Annotated in this window: 12 protein-coding genes; 5 read left to right on the top strand and 7 right to left on the bottom strand. The window is 39.1% G+C overall.

The genetic code is table 11. From position 1 onward, the window contains the following. Positions 1-6: 6 nt before the first annotated feature. Genes A2621_00820 through A2621_00805 form a run of 4 tightly spaced genes read right to left on the bottom strand, consistent with a single transcriptional unit; the run spans position 7 to position 5,012 of the window. Positions 7-2,826 (bottom strand): double-strand break repair protein AddB, encoded by a 2,820-nt coding sequence (locus A2621_00820; protein OFW89455.1) that lies wholly within the window; start codon positions 2,824-2,826, stop codon positions 7-9. 30 nt (positions 2,827-2,856) lie between these two features. Beyond that, positions 2,857-3,573 carry a hypothetical protein gene (locus A2621_00815; protein ID OFW89454.1) on the bottom strand — a complete coding sequence of 239 codons (717 nt, stop codon included), beginning with the start codon at positions 3,571-3,573 and terminating at the stop codon, positions 2,857-2,859. Next, positions 3,563-4,561: a hypothetical protein gene (locus A2621_00810; protein ID OFW90101.1), complete on the bottom strand. Its 999-nt coding sequence runs from the start codon at positions 4,559-4,561 to the stop codon at positions 3,563-3,565. Before A2621_00810 ends, A2621_00815 begins: the two co-directional genes overlap by 11 nt. After that, complete coding sequence (locus A2621_00805) at positions 4,554-5,012, bottom strand: tRNA (adenosine(37)-N6)-threonylcarbamoyltransferase complex ATPase subunit type 1 TsaE (GenBank protein OFW89453.1); 459 nt, start codon at positions 5,010-5,012, stop codon at positions 4,554-4,556. Before A2621_00805 ends, A2621_00810 begins: the two co-directional genes overlap by 8 nt. 62 nt (positions 5,013-5,074) lie before the next feature. Between A2621_00805 and A2621_00800 the strand changes: the two genes are divergently transcribed. The 3 genes from A2621_00800 to A2621_00790 all read left to right on the top strand — a co-directional run bounded on the left by A2621_00800 (position 5,075) and on the right by A2621_00790 (position 9,857). Continuing rightward, the gene (locus A2621_00800; protein OFW89452.1) at positions 5,075-6,094 is read left to right on the top strand and encodes a ferredoxin--NADP(+) reductase; all 1,020 of its coding nucleotides are present in this window, start codon (positions 5,075-5,077) and stop codon (positions 6,092-6,094) included. Positions 6,095-6,097: 3 nt separating this feature from the next. Further along, positions 6,098-7,396, top strand: a complete 1,299-nt coding sequence (locus A2621_00795; GenBank protein ID OFW89451.1) for a hypothetical protein — start codon at positions 6,098-6,100, stop codon at positions 7,394-7,396. Between the two features lie 217 nt (positions 7,397-7,613). Further along, on the top strand, positions 7,614-9,857 hold the full coding sequence (locus A2621_00790; GenBank protein ID OFW90100.1) for a hypothetical protein: 2,244 nt from the start codon (positions 7,614-7,616) through the stop codon (positions 9,855-9,857). Positions 9,858-9,868: 11 nt separating this feature from the next. On the opposite strand, the gene A2621_00785 is transcribed toward A2621_00790, so the two are convergent. From A2621_00785 to A2621_00775, 3 genes are all read right to left on the bottom strand, one after another. Then, the gene (locus A2621_00785; protein OFW89450.1) at positions 9,869-11,668 is read right to left on the bottom strand and encodes a hypothetical protein; all 1,800 of its coding nucleotides are present in this window, start codon (positions 11,666-11,668) and stop codon (positions 9,869-9,871) included. Positions 11,669-11,795: 127 nt separating this feature from the next. Then, positions 11,796-12,149 (bottom strand): hypothetical protein, encoded by a 354-nt coding sequence (locus A2621_00780; GenBank protein ID OFW89449.1) that lies wholly within the window; start codon positions 12,147-12,149, stop codon positions 11,796-11,798. Continuing rightward, a complete protein-coding gene (locus A2621_00775) occupies positions 12,146-13,207 on the bottom strand; it encodes a hypothetical protein (GenBank protein OFW89448.1) in 1,062 nt (353 codons plus the stop codon). Before A2621_00775 ends, A2621_00780 begins: the two co-directional genes overlap by 4 nt. Positions 13,208-13,261: 54 nt before the next feature. On the opposite strand from A2621_00775, the gene A2621_00770 reads away from it, so the two are divergent. Continuing rightward, on the top strand, positions 13,262-13,981 hold the full coding sequence (locus A2621_00770) for a hypothetical protein (protein ID OFW89447.1): 720 nt from the start codon (positions 13,262-13,264) through the stop codon (positions 13,979-13,981). After that, complete coding sequence (locus A2621_00765; protein ID OFW89446.1) at positions 13,978-14,436, top strand: deoxyuridine 5'-triphosphate nucleotidohydrolase; 459 nt, start codon at positions 13,978-13,980, stop codon at positions 14,434-14,436. Before A2621_00770 ends, A2621_00765 begins: the two co-directional genes overlap by 4 nt. Positions 14,437-14,458 lie beyond the last annotated feature (22 nt).

The raw sequence follows: 14,458 nt of genomic DNA, 5'->3' as shown, positions 1-14,458 counted from the left end.
GTTAATTTACCTCACTGACCATTCTTGCAGTCGAGCAAGGTGATCATATTCCCCTTCTTTTATAAATCCTTTAGGATGGGAAAGATACGGGGTGGTTTCTTTGTAAAAAGAAGAGATTAGCTGCTCTAAATTTTGTTGTGTTTGGGCAGTCAACAGAGAGAGATCCTCTTTGATAGAAAGAATCTCTTCAGACAATAATCCCCAATATTGAAGGTCCCTTAAAGGAAGACGAGGAGGAAGATCAGAAAACCCCCCCCTCAGAAAAATAAGAGCTTCCAAGGTTATCTGGGACGCTTTTCCTTCTTTAACATGGGAAAGAGGGGGAATGCTCCCTGTTTTGTAATCAATTAAAATCGCTCCCTCTTGATCCCAATCAACTCTATCTGCCTTTCCAAAAAGAGTAAAAAGATGGTCTTCTACAGCAAAGCTAAATTCTCCCTTAATTTCAGTTGATGTATTGGCTAGTTTTTTTTGTTGTTTAACCCATTCAAACAAAATTGAAAACTTTTCCCACAAAAATCGCGATTGTTCAACAGGCCCTAAATAAAGTTCAAACAAAAATTTGGCGCGTCCGCTTAAAAGAACATCCATAGGAGTCTCAGAGGTGGGGGCCCATCTGTGCAGAAAATTATGAACAAAAAGGCCGAACAAACGTGATTTTTCTTCCGGGATAAAAGGCTCTAGTCGGGTTAACTTTAAAATATGTTTTGCGTAAATACTGTAAGGATCTCTTAGAAGAATCGAGACATCTGTAACAGACAGTCTTTTTGGTCTTTGAGATACTGGCGGTAATGGTCTCGGAGCTTGTAGGTCCGTCTTCTGAGACACAGAGTTTAGATTTCTTGCCCAAACTTTTAAATCTTTATTTTGAGAAAACGTCAAATTGTATGCGCCCATCCGCATCTCTAAGTAAGATAAGAACCGAGAGGGAACAGAGGGCACTCCTCCCACTCGCAAGGAACGTGTAATCAACACAGGAACCGGTATACAAATGGCTGACAAAAAATCATGGGCGCTCTGGCTGAATCTGGTCTCTAAGGAAGGGAGACCCAAAGTTTCTCTCATGGACGAGCTAAAGAAAGGGTCAACTCTCAACTCAGCCGGCCACGTTCCCTCATTAAGACCTGCTAAGATTTTAAAATCTGCCTCCATAAAACGTGCTTCTGCAGGAGACATTAAAAAAATACTTTCGTTGTTGCCTTTAGAAACATTTGGAATCTGGTGATCTTGAAGCAAAGAAAACAAAATCTCAGAGAGCATTTTAGGGTGGGTCATGATCAGCGCAGAACTTTTCTTTAGATCCTGCCATAACTGTTGAAATACGACCCCTTCTTCAGGGGCGAGCTCAAGAAATAAATTTTCAAGATCCGTCTCAGATCCAAGAAGCCAAGCAATAAGGGATTCTAGTTTATCCAAATAAAATCCCAAGGGTTGCGCTTCTTGAACGAAAACGAGATGATTTTTAAGAGTTTCATAAAAAGTTTTTAAACGATCACATACGTCAGGTTCCAGCTCTGCAGATTCTCGCTCTAATAGATGTTCTATGGCCAATAAAGAGGCGTTCCCAACCCATGTACGCAAAATATATTTTTCGAAAAGATTCCATACATCTTTTTTCTTTTTAACGAAAGAATGCTTAAAAGTAGAGGCCATAACAACTGTGGGAAAGGGAGACGAAAACCAGAGTGTAGCAAGATGCAAAAAAGAGCCGATTTGAGTGTCTAGAAGAGATTTTTTCTGCACAGATACAGATAGAGACCAAAACCCTAGTTCTGCTGAAACACGATGAAGAAGTTTTGGGTCGGAGGAAATACATAAAATTTTCTTTTTTCCCTCTTCCAATGCTTTTCGAATTGAGATGCAAATAATACGAGCCTCTTCTCCTTGATCTGAAGTTTCTATGTACTGAATGTTTTCCATAGAGGGTGGTAGAATCCATGGCCCAGTAAATCTAGAGTCAAATATTTTTTCCAAAAACAACGATGCATTGTTCCACTCCTTTGAAGGTAACTCCCGCACGCCTTCCGGAGCGCTGTTTAGTTTTTTGAGGAGACGATGTAAAAAAAACTGGGGATGTCGAGAAGACAAAAACTCTTTTTTTTGCTCTCGTTGCAGACCAGGCAAAATAACCACCCCATTCTTCAGCGTAGAAATTACCTTTATGAGTCTGGCCGTACTAGGGATGGTTCCTAGTGACCCCGCAATCATGATGGGTGCCTTTGTTCTATCTCTTTCTAATAAATCAGCTTGTATGTCCATAAACCTTCTTTGCCAAGTGACAGGTTCGACACACTTTTCATCTTTTAAAATGGCATCCCAGTGATCACTAACCAATGTTAGAAATTTTTGAATTTTCTCCCAATGTTCGGCTTGCCCAGCGACAGATGAAAAATTTTTCAGGGTTGTTAAGGAAATGCCTTCGGTCCTTATCTCATCTAGAAACGCCATTAAGTTCTCAGACCACACCAAGGCCTGGTCAAAAGATACAGCCTGCTCATTGTATTGAAATTTTTCTATTAAGGAGGCTAATAGGAGTCTTCGTCTATATGTACTAATCACGGGAGGTAGCTGAGCCACTTGTTCAGCTCCTTCCTGGGATACCAAAGAAATTTCTTCGGGATCCACATCTCCTAAAGGAATGATGCGAGGTAAAATGAGGGCTTTTTTCTGTGCCTTTTCAAACAAAGAAGACTCAAGAACGCGGCAAGCCCGGCGAGTTGGCAAATAAATTACCCACTCCGATAAAGAAAAAGAAGATTGTTGGGCTAAAAGGTGATCGGCAATAGCTTCTAGAAAGGAAACGGAAAATGGAACTGAGTAAATCATCCGTTATACCTGAAAATACAACAGCCAAACCTACGCTTCAATCAACGAATGCTCTTCAAACCAAGCCCGCGTTTCCATCAAAGCTTCAGGAGTGCCCACATGAAACCAAAGACTTTTATGCTCAAATCCATGCAATGTCCCTTTTTCTTCCGCCCTATCATATAGCTTATTTAAAGAAAAAGCGCCAGGTTCTTCGCCCTCAAATAAACGGGGATGCAAAATTTGAACTCCCCCGTAGACATATTTGGCTTTTTCTCCTGTGCGCCTCTTGAGGAGATGAGAAGGTGTTAGATTATAGTCTCCTGCCCCCTCATATCCACGCGCTGCCTTTAAAGGAACAACCAACAACAAAGCATCCATTTCATTGGTCCAGGCATCTTGCAACATTTTGAGAGTATTCCCATTTTTATTTGACCACAAGATATCGCCATTGATGACAAAAAAAGGATCTTTTCCCAATTCAGGAAGCGCTTTAAAAACCCCGCCTCCTGTTTCCAGACGTTCCGATTCGTGAGAAAATACGATCTTCGGGTGTTTGCGTTTTTTAAGATGTTCGACGATCATCGCACCATGATGACAGACGTTTACCACCACCTTTTTTACTTTTTCTTTTTCTAACTGATCAACGGCGTAATCCAACATGGGTTTGCCAGCGACAACGATCATGGGCTTTGGGCATGCATCTGTTAGAGGACGCATTCTTTCCCCTTTTCCTGCCGCCAAAATCATGGCTGTTTTAATCCGCATTTAATACCTTCCTTTCAGTACTTGGCATATAAAGATCAAACCACTCCTTTAGTCTTTTAAGAGAAGGGTGGTTCAGATCTTGCTCGATCCATTTTAAAACACGAGGCAAATGAGCCAAATATTTTGATTTATTGTATCTTTTGTACATTCGAGTGAAGACCCCTAAGATCTTGGCACTCCGCTGCACCCCTAATATATGGTAGCTTTCTAAAAATAAAGCCCTATCTACATAGGGAAAAGCTTCAAGATATCTGTCAATCATTTTGCTCTGTATTTCTTGAGGCACGTCGTATCGAGCATCTTCTAATAAAGACACTAAATCATACGCCCGTGAACCATAAACAGCATCTTGAAAGTCTAACAAGCCACACCGTTGCACCCCTTGTCTTTTTCTGAGATAGACCAGATTATCTACCATAAAATCTTTTAATACAAGAGTTTCGGACTTTACCTGAGATTGCAAAAGAAGCGCCCAAATAGTCTCCCATTCTTTCACTGCTTCCAAGGACAATGGCTTAGAGTAAACGCTTGGATAATACCATTCCAAACACAAGTTGAGCTCTTTCATATAAAGATCTAGAGAATAAAGGGGCAAAGTAATCTCTTCTCGACGAATATCAAACTTTGTATGTAAATGAATCAATACCCTTGTTGCCAATTCATAGAGATCTTCCAGAGGAACGCTCTTTGTTAAAAGACAGTTAGAGTATGTTGTGTCTCCTAGATCTTCAATTAATGCCAAGCCTTTTTCTGAATCGTAAGCAATAACTTCTGGTACAGACAATCCTAAGCCCGAAAGAATAGATCCTATTCTAATAAAGTCTTCTAATTTTTCTCCGGGAGGGGGGGCATCCATCAAAAGAACGAAACCTGTTGCCTCAGATCCCAAACGATAATACTTTCTATCAGAACAATCTCCTGCTAGAAAAACGCAAGGCTTTCCCGCCCATCCGTGTTGTTTTAGAAAATCAGTATATCTTTCAGAAATCATTTAGTCTTTTTTCCCAATCCTCACTTGAGGTTACTGTTACTTTTCTTCCATTATTTTCATTTTCAAACAAAAGAAAAAGAAATTTTTTTGGTTTATAATTCTCTAGCCTTTCTGGCCACTCCACTAAAGAAACACCTCTATAAAAGGCATCTTCTATTCCAATTTCATCCAATTCATTCGGGCTCTTCAGTCTATAAAGATCTAAGTGCCAAATCATAAAGTCTTTGGTAGGATACATTTGAACCATCGTAAATGTGGGACTAGGAACTTCTTGTCTTTCCCCTAAAAAAAACCGAATAAAGCAACGAACAAACATGGTTTTCCCAGCCCCAAGGTCTCCCTTTAAGAGAAAAATATCTCCTTTTTTTGCTATTTTAGCTAGGGACTCTGCCAATAATTTGGTATGGTTCTCTGTGGCAAGAGGGTATGTTTTACAAAATCCCGGCATATTATAGTCACGTTATGGTTTATTAACTTAACAGTTATATCATTTTATTTTGGACAAGGAAAATGAAAGGTTCTCAATCACAACTTACAACGGATGTTGTTATTATCGGAGCAGGTCCTGTTGGATTATTTTCTATTTTTGAGTGTGGCATGATGAAGCTCAAAACCCATGTGATTGACACCTTAACCGAAGTTGGCGGGCAATGCATTGCCCTTTATCCAGAAAAGCCTATTTACGATATTCCCGGACATCCAAAAATTCTAGCGGTAGACTTGATTGAGAATTTGAAAAAACAAGCCGAACCTTTCGATCCAGTTTATCATTTGGATCAACAAGTTACTCACCTCGAAAAAAGAAATTCTGGTTGGAAAATTCGCACCTCAAAAAATACATCTATTGAATGCAAAGCAGTCATTATCGCAGCTGGTGCGGGTGCTTTTGGTCCCAATCGACCCCCTTTGGACAACATCGAAAAATATGAGAATAAAAATGTTTTTTATTTTGTTAAGAATAAAGAGATTTTTAGAAATAAAAAATTAGTCATTGCTGGCGGGGGTGACTCTGCTGTCGACTGGGCTTTGAATCTCGTCGATATTGCAAAACATATTACGGTGGTTCATCGTCGTCCCAAATTCCGTGCTGCTATGGAGAACGTTTCCAAACTATATGAGCTTTCTAAAGAGGGTCGGATAGACCTGGCTATTCCTTATCAGTTAGACTCCTTGCATGGAGATGAGGTTCTTCATGCCATCGGGCTTAAAACACTAGAAGGACAAGAAAAAAGAGTGGAAGCTGATGCTCTGCTCGCTCTTTTTGGCCTTTCTATGAACCTCGGGCCTTTAGCAGAATGGGGGCTTGGACTTGAAAAATCTCACATTACTGTTGATATAGGCACATACCAAACGTCTGCACGCGGTATTTTTGCTATCGGGGATGTGGCAACCTACCCCACAAAACAAAAACTTATTTTAACTGGTTTTTCAGAAGCCGCATCCGCTGCTCATGAAATAAGATCCATTATATATCCGGGAGAGGTTTTTCATTTTCAATATTCAACCACCCAGGGGATTCCGGGGAAATAATTAATGAGATTAAGACGGTTTGAACTCATTGTTGGTCTGGTTTGTTTTATAGGTGGATTGGCACTTATTATTTATGATTTTTTTCAAAACACGTCATCAGAAGAGTCCGACAAAATCAGCGTTGTTATTCAACAGCGGAAAGATCCTTCATTAGAGCAAGTTAAAATAGACAAAAATATTTTCTTAACTGCTTTTAAGCCAAAGACTACTCTTAAAGAAATTATTATTAGAAAATCAGAATCTTTTATTCCCTTATTAAGGCATCACGGATTAACCACGACAGATGCAAAAAAAATTCAAAAAGCGCTGCTTCCTTATTATAAAGATAGCTTCTTAAGAAGGGGACAGCGTTTTTACATCAGCATTGAAAAAGAGAATCATAATGCCGTTCAAATTAAAAAAGTTATTTTCTTACTTCCCCCTGGAAAGAAAATCTCTCTTGTCCAAAGAAAAGGGGAACTTGTTATTGAAAAAAAGCCTGATATTTTACCAAAAAAATTACAGTACATACGCGGCCATATTCGAGACAGCTTGTATATAGATGGATTGAAAGCGGGACTATCAAAAGGAACGATCAATAGTCTGAACCAACAATTTAGTTACTCCATCGATATGCAACGCGCGCTTCGTCACGGGGATGCCTTTGAAGTTCTTGTAGAGCGTGCCTATGATAAAGAAACTGGATTTATCGATCCTGGTAGCGTTCTTTATGCCAGCTTAAATACAAAATTTGGGCCCCAAAGAATTTATCGCTATGCTTTAAAAGATACTCAAATAGAGTATTTCAATGACCATGGTCAAGGGGTGAGAAAATCACTTCTTAAAACACCCGTTCGAGGAGCCAGACTTTCTTCTACGTTCAGTATGAGACATCATCCCATCCTGGGGTATACTAAAATGCATAAAGGTATAGATTTCTCAGCCCCTATGGGTACCCCCATTTTGGCAGCCGGTAACGGATATATAAAGAAGAGAGGATATTTAGGGTCTTATGGAAACTACATCCTCATTCAGCATAATAAGGATTATGGATCAGCCTATGCTCATATGAGCCGTTTCGCAAAAGGATTGGGAGCGGGGTCTCGCGTAATACAGGGGCAGATTATTGGTTACATTGGTAGGACTGGGCGTGCCACTGGTCCTCACCTTCATTACGAAATCCACTATAAAGGCAAGCAAGTTAATCCTCATAAAATTCAGATGCCTTCCCAACGAAATCTGGCCGGTGCTCAGTATCAAGATTTCTTGACGCATCTCAAATTTATTCAAGCACAACTTAAGGCTTTGAAGGGAAAATATTAATTAATCATTTCACCCAAACTCTTAGCGATTTTCTTGACATTGCATAGATTTAGACCGACCCTAGAAGGGGAGGCAAAGCATGTTAAAAGAAACAAAAATTAAAGAATGTGGTATTCCTGAACTACCCGTTTCGCTTAAAAAACTTAAATCTCAAAAACGTGTCACGCCTTTCGATTTGTCGTCCCATAACCGAGCCAGAGAAGCAATCGATTTAGGAATGAAAATGCGAGCTCCGGATTTTAATATTTTTATCATTGGGAAAAGCCGCACTCGAAGAATTCTGGGAACCTGCCAATATGTTCAAACGTATCTTGATCAGCTGCCTTCTCCTGCTGATTGGATCTACCTAAATAATTTTCAACAAAAAAACAAACCGAGATATTATCGATTCCCTGCAGGCACAGGAAAAGAATTTCAAAACAAACTTTGTTCCTGTGTACAAAAAATACAGATCTCGCTTTTAACGGTTTTTACGGGAGAATCTTTCTCAAAAGCCATTAAAAAGGAAGAAAAGACGATTAATGAATTCATCAGAAAAAACCTAGAAGGTGTCAGAAAAATTGCGCAACAAGAAAAGCTTGATTTGCATCAAACAGATGACGGAACCATTATTATTTTATCTACCAAAAATGGTGTAAATCAATCGGTTGACGACCTTCCCTTAGAAGAGACAAAGAAACTATCCCCTATTTTAAGGCATATCCAAAGAAGTCTTTTAAATCTTAATGAAGAAGCCATTATTGAAGAAGAAAAGCTGATGGATCGGTTAGAAATCATGAAAAGGGGAAGGGCTTTGTCTTGCGTCTCCCCTTTTATTAAACGGTTAGAAAAATCTTTTGGAAAAATTCCAGGTATTAAAGAATGGCTTCAAGAATTACGGAAAGATATTTTAGAGAATCTAGGGGTACTTACTAATCTAAACCCAGAATACAAGGAGATTACTCAATCTTTTTTAGAACGACGATATGCAGCAAATGTTTTGGTCTCTAACGACCCATCCAAAGGCCCTCGTGTTATTGTGGAATCTAATCCCAGTTACGAGAATCTATTTGGATCCATCAAATATTACACAACATCGATGGGTGGCTTTGAAACAGATTTCACAATGATTGAGGCCGGCGCTTTGCACCGAGCAAACGGAGGAGTTTTAATCATCCGAGCAGAAGACCTAGTAAACCATGAACATTCCTGGAGGTTTTTAAAAGCAGCCCTTAGGGATCGAGAAATTCGTATCGAAGAAATGCATCGTGTTTCAGGCGTTCCCATTCTTGCAGCTCCAGCGCCGACCCCAATTCCTTTAGATATTCAAATTATTTTGGTGGGGTCCTCCCATTGGTATTGTTCTTTCTTTTATAACGATGAAGATTTCCAAAACTATTTTAAAATCAAGGCGGACATGGATGATAGCATTCCTCTAACTTTGAAAAATATTGACGTTATCTCTCTATATCTCCAAGAATCCTGTCAACGAAAATTAGAAATGAGATGTGATCGCACAGCCCTTTCGTACGTCATGGGGTACGGATGCAGGCTTGCTGGGAATCGAAAAAAAATATCTGTTCAAATTGATATGCTCATGGATATTTTGAAAGAAGCCTCTGTCTTCGCAAAACAAAAAAAAAGCAAAACTATCAAACAATACCATGTGGAGAAAGCCATTGATGCTCGTCACTATAGGAATTCTCATTTTCAAGATTTAGAACAGGAGTGCTTGCAAGAAGATTTGATCCTTATTCAAACGAAAAATAAAGCTATTGGTCAAGTCAATGGGCTAACCGTCCAAACAGTGGGTGTTGAGACCTTTGGAAGCCCCATTAAAATAACAGCCCGTACTTATATGGGGCGAAATGGGGTTATCAATATAGAGCACATGGTTGATTTAAGTGGCCCCATTCAACACAAGGGGGTTTTATCTTTAGAAGGATTTTTGAGAGGGATCTTTGGACAACATATTCCCATTTCTTTTTCCTGTACAATTACCTTTGAGCAAAATTATGCGGGCGTAGAGGGAGATAGTGCTTCCATTGCCGAATTAATGGCCATCCTTTCTTCTCTTTCCAACATTTCTCTCCGGCAAGACATTGCAATCACTGGGTCCATGAATCAAATGGGCAATGTCCAACCCATTGGAGGGGTGAATGAAAAAATAGAAGGTTTCTATTATACCTGCAAAAAACAAGGGCTTACAGGAACACAGGGCGTCATTATTCCCAAAAGCAATGTAACAGATCTTGTTCTTTTACCTGAGGTTTCAGAAGCTGTAAAGCAGGAAAAATTCCATATTTGGGCTATCTCAGAAGTATTTGAAGCGGTTGAAATCTTAACAGGAATGGAAAGTGGTCACTTAGATTTTGAAGAAAAAAAAGCCGCTCCCACTGTTTTCAGGAAAGTGTATGAAAAGTTAACGATTTTTGACCAACAATTACAAAAAAGATTCTTAGATCATTATGTAACAAGATGATCAATTTTGTTTCATGTTGGTTGTTTAACGCCAGCAGAAATCTCTACAGGATTATCAATCCCTCCCCGTCGTTCCACTGGGGACGCAACATCAAGATAGAAGGTTCCATATTTCGTGCGACACCTCATACCGGCACCGACACCCCACAGAAGTTTTGTCCGGAAATCAGGAAATTGACGATCATAAGTCGTGCCAAAATCCGCAAACGTAAGAACTGACCAATCTTCTGTGAAATCATAGTAAAGTTCTCCTCCAAAACTAAGGACCGCACGGCCCCCATTTGGAATATTACCGGTAAGAGGGCCAGCCATCTGGAAGGCATATCCTCGAACGGGGTCAGAAGTACCATCCCCAGCATAAAACTTTTTATCTCGAGGTAAAATATCTTTGCCTGCTCCTGGAGAAAACCCTAAATTTGCCCATCCTCTCACAAATGTGCTCTGATTTTCTAAAAGAGGCAAGAAAACTTCCGGTTTTAATCTGACATGAGAAAACAGCTGAAATTTTCTGAATAATGTAGCATAGGGAGTGAAATCAAATTTCACCTTCGTCCCCTTTCTAGGTCTTAAAACATTATCTGTATAATCAACAATGACACCCACTGGAATACTTAAAAAGCGATCATCTTTTGCTACTTCAGCAACTTCTAAACGATAGATCTCTCCTTCAAGTCCACCATAAAAATGCCAATGTTCTTCTCCAGGATAGTCCCATATCGCCCTCAAGGAACCTCCTTTTTTATTATAAGGACGCAACTTCTCTTTAAAGCCAGATAAAGCTGTGTTTAGATTTAAGTTTAATAACCCAGCATCTGGTGTCGTGAGATTGAGACCTAATTTCTGTCTATGTTTACCCGCCCGAACCGTTGATTTCAGAATATTGTTTGTACCAGCGAGATTGCGACGTTCCCAAGAACCGCCAAACTCTAGACCAAGACCAGCAATATAATCCGTTTCTGGAGATAGTGTATTTTTTCCTGCAGATTCCAATTTCAAATATATATTCATGAACCCATTTTCATCAATTCGATCATCGTGTGTTATTTTAATCTCACTAAAGAGCCTGGTATTATTTAAGCTTTGAATTGTATCCAAAACCTTTTGCTCACTATAAACTTCTCCCTTTTTCCATCGCAGATGAGCTTTGATAAACTCTCCTGTTACTTCCCCGTTTTCTTCTAAAATAGTATTTCCAAAACGTGTTAATGGGCCTGGATTTATCAATAAAGCTACCTGCATCTGTTTCTTAGAACGATCAATGATAATTCGATCTTCTTTGAGACTTGCAAAAGGATAGCCGTGTTTTTGCAAATAGTTAATTGTATCAATAGTGGCTTGTTGAATTGTTTCCTTTAAGGCAGGCATTTCTAAAGAAATACCGATTTTTTTGATGTCCTGACCTAACACATCAACAAGATTGTTATTGGGAGGATCAGATTTAAGCTTAAAAGCTCCAATCTTATACTGGGTATTTAGTTGAACTTTTATATATACTGTTACAGGATTTGTACGAACATCTACAAAATAATCAAAATCCGCATCATAATAGCCAAATGAGGCAATAACTTTTTGGATATTGATCAGGTCTTGTTCCGCTCTTTTTTTCAGAATAGCAATTGACTCAGGAGGAGTGTTCTCTTTCGTAATAAGAGTAGAATTTTTAGATATAGCATCTACAATATTTTTATCATTCACCCCAAAAATAAAAGTTTTATAGGGAACTGTAGGATAAGGGTTATAAGCATCCTTTGCCACTCCAGTCTGAACCAGAAGACCTATAGTAAATATACTGATAACAAAATGTTTGATCACCCCTGTACACTTTGAAATATTTTAATTTTCATCTATAAAAATATCATATATTTTCTGAGGTAGAAAGAAAATAAGCCGATTGTTAAATTTTTCACTACTTTCTCCCAAAGGGGGGAAATTTTCCCTTTTAACGTGATTCCTTTAGTTCAAAGGTAATGAGCGTTTTTTCTCCCATGGGATCGATCTTTATATCAAGAAGTTGGTTTCCCCTCTGATACTTGTTTTTTGAAAGTCCTTTCCATCCTAAGTTAACCAAACTATTTTCATAGAAACTTTCTATTTCACGAATTTGTGAAGAACTGATAACTTTTGAGATGGATACCCTTCCTTGCGATGCATCAAATACGTTTGGTTCTTCTGTTATGTGAGACGTCCCCTCCATCAAAGGGATGTCCTCTGTTCCCGGGACATAGGACATTTTCTCTCCATAACTATTCAAGAAACAAAAAGATACTCCCAACAACCAATTAAAAAGTTTCATTTTTTTCTCTCCTCAGAATATGTCCACAAGAACCCTGTAGCGAAGAAAGAATCTTCTGGCAATATCTTTCTAAAAATCCCTTCTTGACTTTTTTCTTCTAAAGCCAGAATCTCTTCAATTCTTTTCTTTATATCTCGAAACTTTCGCAGAGAAAGATGGACTTTTTTCCCAGCATACTCTGCTGGACGAGCAACAGAAACATTCAACTGGGCCCACTTTGAACCCCCAGAAACTGAACGATTTATAGTTTGATTTCGTATGCCCGACAGTAAATTATGGTCACACCCCAATTGATTCTGACTACCTGGTGCACAACTTTCAATCCCTATAAGAATAGCAGTTCTGTTCGAACTTGGGAAAGATCGGGCATAAAGATGCAAATGGCCTATTTGTTTATTTTTTTTCAATTTCCCTTTTTTTATCTCCCATCCACGGGGCCCTACACATCCTCCATTGGGTAAAACTGTTCCCACACCCCCGAACGGAAAATCTAGCCCCAAAACAATTTCTGTAGATTCAAAACTACGAAGAGGATTTTTAATTTTAACTTCCTCTAAAGTGTCTGTTTTTTCACATATTTTTACACCATGTGAAGAATATTTTCGCTTGTAAAAGAGGTCAAGATTACCATTGGTCAAAAAATTTAAAAATTCTTCATAGGAAATGCCTGTGAGAACTACTAGTACACGCTGTCCTTGAGTCAACATAGACGCCAAAGGAAAGGGCCAATACCCCGAACTTCCATCCATGGCTTTATATTCCACACCTCCCAATCCAAAAACCAGATAAAGACGTCGTAAGAATAGAGACTGGGCATATATTTCTTGTTTAAATCCTCCTAACCCTACCGCATCTAAGAAAGACAAATTTTGAAATAAAGTTGCGTAAATAAGATCAACACCATTACCTAATTGTATCTCAGGGTGTGTATCAGGGGTGCTCCAACTTTCTCTTCTTGTTTGGAACGTGGGAGAAACAGGGCCCATATCTTGGTCTTTTGCAGCGAATAGATTCAAAGCTAAACTTATTAATAATAAGAACAAAGGAGATCGAATCATTTTTTATTTCCCTGATTTATGGTATCTTTTTTTTCATATACTAAAGAGTAACAAATGGCCCCTCTTTCTGCAAATTCTCGCGCTTCTTTTTCCATAAAATCTCTCTTTGATGGCATTAGTGGCAAGTACGATTTAATGAACAATGTTATGAGTTTTGGACTACATCATCATTGGAAAAAAAACTTTATTGATCTAATCCCCCAGATTCCTGGTTTAAGTTTACTGGATCTAGCTTCAGGAACAGGGGATATTGCCTTTGGATATCTAAAAAAATCTCATTCTTTGGATCCCAAAATTACACTTGTTGATTTAAGTCCTGAGATGATTCAGCGATCTAAAGATGAAGCTATTAATAAAAACCTAAAAGGAAACTTGACTTGGCAAGAAGGAAGGGCCGAATCTCTTCCTTTTGGAGATTGCACGTTTGATGTCTGTACAGTCGCCTTTGGGTTAAGAAACTTTGAAAACAAAGAGCAGGCTCTTGGTGAAATTTATCGAGTTTTAAAACCAAAAGGTGTTTTCCTGTGTCTTGAATTTAGCAGGCCGGATCCTAGTATTGCCTCTCTTTATGACCTCTATATTTCAATGTTCATTCCCAAAGCTGGAAAGTTGCTTGCAGGCAATGAGGCAGCCTATGAATATTTAGTAGAGAGTATTCGAAAATTTCCAGGTGTCGAAGAACTAAAAAATATGATAGAAGAAAAAGGATTTAATTCTGTATCTTACACACCTTTAACAAAAGGAATTACAGCCATACATAGAGGATGGAAATGACAGTTTCTTTAAACTTGCCTATTTGTGTTTTACCCCATGGTCAAACCAATCCCTTGCCCACGTATCAAACATCACAAAGCGCGGGTATGGATCTTCATGCCGCTATTTCTGAGGAAATAATTTTAGAGCCCGGACACCGCCACCTTATTCCAACGGGCATTGCTTTCGCTTTACCAAATGGCTATGAAGCCCAAATCAGATCTCGTTCTGGTCTTTCCGTTAAACATGGAGTCATTGTCCTGAACGCACCAGCTACCATTGATTCAGATCATCGAGGAGAAATCAGGGTCGTTCTCATTAATTTAGGACAAGATTCTTTCTCCGTCCAGCCCGGGATGCGCATTGCACAATTGATTATTGCGCCTTACACACAAACCTCTTGGAATCTCGTCCCCAGTCTGGAGGATTATCCAACCGAGAGAGACATTTCTGGGTTCGGATCAACCGGATTATAATAATGACAATGGATCTATTCTC

The organism is Alphaproteobacteria bacterium RIFCSPHIGHO2_01_FULL_41_14 (assembly GCA_001767855.1).
In the GTDB taxonomy this organism is placed as follows: domain Bacteria; phylum Pseudomonadota; class Alphaproteobacteria; order UBA7879; family UBA5542; genus 2-01-FULL-41-14.
This window is presented reverse-complemented; position numbering and strand designations above follow the sequence as displayed.

What these genes read in the sequence shown, in the direction of transcription:
- A2621_00800 (OFW89452.1), top strand. Translation starts at nt 5,075, where the DNA reads ATGAAAGGTTCTCAATCACAACTTACAACGGATGTTGTTATTATCGGA.
- A2621_00790 (OFW90100.1), top strand. Translation starts at nt 7,614, where the DNA reads ATGAAAATGCGAGCTCCGGATTTTAATATTTTTATCATTGGGAAAAGC.
- A2621_00780 (OFW89449.1), bottom strand. Translation starts at nt 12,149, where the DNA reads ATGAAACTTTTTAATTGGTTGTTGGGAGTATCTTTTTGTTTCTTGAAT.
- A2621_00805 (OFW89453.1), bottom strand. Translation starts at nt 5,012, where the DNA reads ATGCCGGGATTTTGTAAAACATACCCTCTTGCCACAGAGAACCATACC.
- A2621_00820 (OFW89455.1), bottom strand. Translation starts at nt 2,826, where the DNA reads ATGATTTACTCAGTTCCATTTTCCGTTTCCTTTCTAGAAGCTATTGCC.
- A2621_00795 (OFW89451.1), top strand. Translation starts at nt 6,098, where the DNA reads ATGAGATTAAGACGGTTTGAACTCATTGTTGGTCTGGTTTGTTTTATA.
- A2621_00770 (OFW89447.1), top strand. Translation starts at nt 13,262, where the DNA reads ATGGCCCCTCTTTCTGCAAATTCTCGCGCTTCTTTTTCCATAAAATCT.
- A2621_00765 (OFW89446.1), top strand. Translation starts at nt 13,978, where the DNA reads ATGACAGTTTCTTTAAACTTGCCTATTTGTGTTTTACCCCATGGTCAA.
- A2621_00815 (OFW89454.1), bottom strand. Translation starts at nt 3,573, where the DNA reads ATGCGGATTAAAACAGCCATGATTTTGGCGGCAGGAAAAGGGGAAAGA.
- A2621_00775 (OFW89448.1), bottom strand. Translation starts at nt 13,207, where the DNA reads ATGATTCGATCTCCTTTGTTCTTATTATTAATAAGTTTAGCTTTGAAT.